Source organism: Corallococcus sp. 4LFB, assembly GCF_046520365.1.
Lineage (GTDB): Bacteria > Myxococcota > Myxococcia > Myxococcales > Myxococcaceae > Corallococcus > Corallococcus caeni.
Window position 1 is genome coordinate 1 of the sequence record NZ_JBKGHJ010000889.1, and the last position, 1,893, is coordinate 1,893.

At 73.4% G+C, this 1,893-nt stretch carries 2 protein-coding genes and 1 pseudogene; all 3 read right to left on the reverse strand.

The window, feature by feature from the left end; translation table 11 throughout:
- The coding region (locus tag ACLEQD_RS42415; protein WP_410391654.1) for a methyl-accepting chemotaxis protein at positions 1–205 on the reverse strand (205 nt) is incomplete at its 3' end.
- Positions 206–522: 317 nt separating this feature from the next.
- Positions 523–1,407 (reverse strand): annotated as a pseudogene (locus tag ACLEQD_RS42420) (methyl-accepting chemotaxis protein); the annotation flags it as partial.
- A 1-nt stretch (position 1,408) separates the two neighbouring features.
- Positions 1,409–1,893 (reverse strand): methyl-accepting chemotaxis protein (locus ACLEQD_RS42425; RefSeq protein WP_410391653.1); only part of this gene is annotated, 485 nt, incomplete at its 5' end.

A 1,893-nucleotide genomic window follows, 5' to 3' on the forward strand; every position in this document is an offset into this window, starting at 1 on the left:
GGCGCATCTCCGCCGCCACCAGCGAGAAGCCCCGCCCCACCTCGCCCGCCTTCGTGCCCTCCAGTTCGGCGTTGAGCGCCAGCAGGTCGGACTTGTCCGCGACGCCGTTGATGAACTCGACGATTTTTCCAATCTGCTGCACGCGTTTGTTGAGCCGCGCCACCGCCGAGCCAATGGCCTGGTTGTCCTGGCGCATGCGCGACATGGCGTCCAGGAACGACTCCGCGCTGCGCTGTCCGCCTGGGCCGCCGCCAGCGTGCGCTGGGCGATCTCCGCCACCGAGCTCGCGTTCTCCGCGATCTGCTTCGCCGAGCGCGCCAGCTCCTCCGTGGTGGCGCTCGTCTCATCCAGGCTGCTGGCCTGCTCCGCAGCGCCCGCCTCGTAGCGCCCGGACGTGCTGAGGATCTCCTCCGTGGTGGCCGAAATCTGCGAGCCCGCGCGCTGCAGCTCCGCGAGCACGTCCGCCAGGTGCGTGCGCATCGTGGTGAAGGCCGCGGACACCGCCCACACCTCGTCCTCCGCGGGCACCAGCCGGGGGCTGGCCAGGTCACCCGCGGCGATGCGGCGCGCCTCGCCGGACAGCTCCCGCATGGGCCGCCCCAGCAGCGTCCCGCCCAGGTACGCCGTGGCGAGCGCCAGGCCGAACACCACCGCGCACAGCAGCGCGCTGGACGTGAACGCGTCCAGCCGCAGCGCGTCCACCAGCACGCCCTGCGCGTCCGGACTGCCCGCCTCCAGCAAGCGCGAGAAGAGGCGGTCCGTCAGCGCAGTGACGACCTGCGCGCACATCACCGCGGGCGTCACCACGCAGATGGCGGTGAAGGCCACCAGCCGCGTGCGGATGCGCGAGCGCCGGGGCAGCGCGGCGATGACCTGCGCATGTGACAGCCCCTGCTCCGCCACCCACAGCACGCCGCGCCGCGCCCTCAGCGTGACGAGCCCGTACACGAGCAGCGACGTGAGCGGGCCGAACAGCGCCCCCAGCCCCGCGACCCGCAGGGTGACGCCCCCCGGCAGCTCCATCACCGACCAGAGCGTCAGCGCCACCACGCCGGTGGTCAGCCCCCACAACCCCAGCGAGCGGAAGAACGCCTCGCCCGGCGCGCGCGCCACCTCGCCCACGGCCAGCGCCAGGTGCTCGGACGTGGGCGACAGGGCCCCGCGCTCCAGGGCCCGCAGCCGGGGGAAGCGGCGCAGGGACACGCCCGCGCCCAGGAGCATGTGCAGCGCGCTCACGCCCACCACCAGGCTGACCAGCGCGCCCAGCCGCAGCCGCGCGTCGTCCACCACGAGCGACGCGAAGTGCAGCCCCAGCGTGGAGCCCACCAGGTTCGCCAGCGGCACGGGGAACATCAGCTGCCGGCTGAAGTCGGCCCGGCGGGGGGCCTCCTGTGAAGGGAGGGCCATGTCACGCCCCTCCCGTCGCGCCGGACGCGCCGGGAGCCGCGGCGGGTTCGCCGCCGGACACGGGCTCTACATGGAAGCGCTGCACCACGTGCTGCAGGTCCGCCGCCAGGGCGGACAGGTCCGCGTTGGCCGCCACCATCTGCTTGGTAGCCGCGGCGTTCTGCTCGGTGACGCGCAGGATGTCGCCCATGGCCGCCGCGAGCTGATCCGTGCCCGTCTGCTGCTGCAGCGTCGCCAGCGAGATGCTGCGCACCGCGTGCGACGTCTGCCGCGCCAGCTCCAGGATGAGGCCCAGGCTGTCGTCCACCTGCGCCGCCAGGAGCGTGCCCAGCTCCGTCGTCTTCAGGCCCGCCTCCGTGGCCATCACCGCGCCGTTGGTCGCGTCGCGGATCTCCCCGATGAGGCCTTCAATCTCCTTCGTGGAGCGGATGACGTTCTCCGCCAGCCGGCGCATCTCCGCCGCCACCAGCGAGAAGCCCCGCCCCA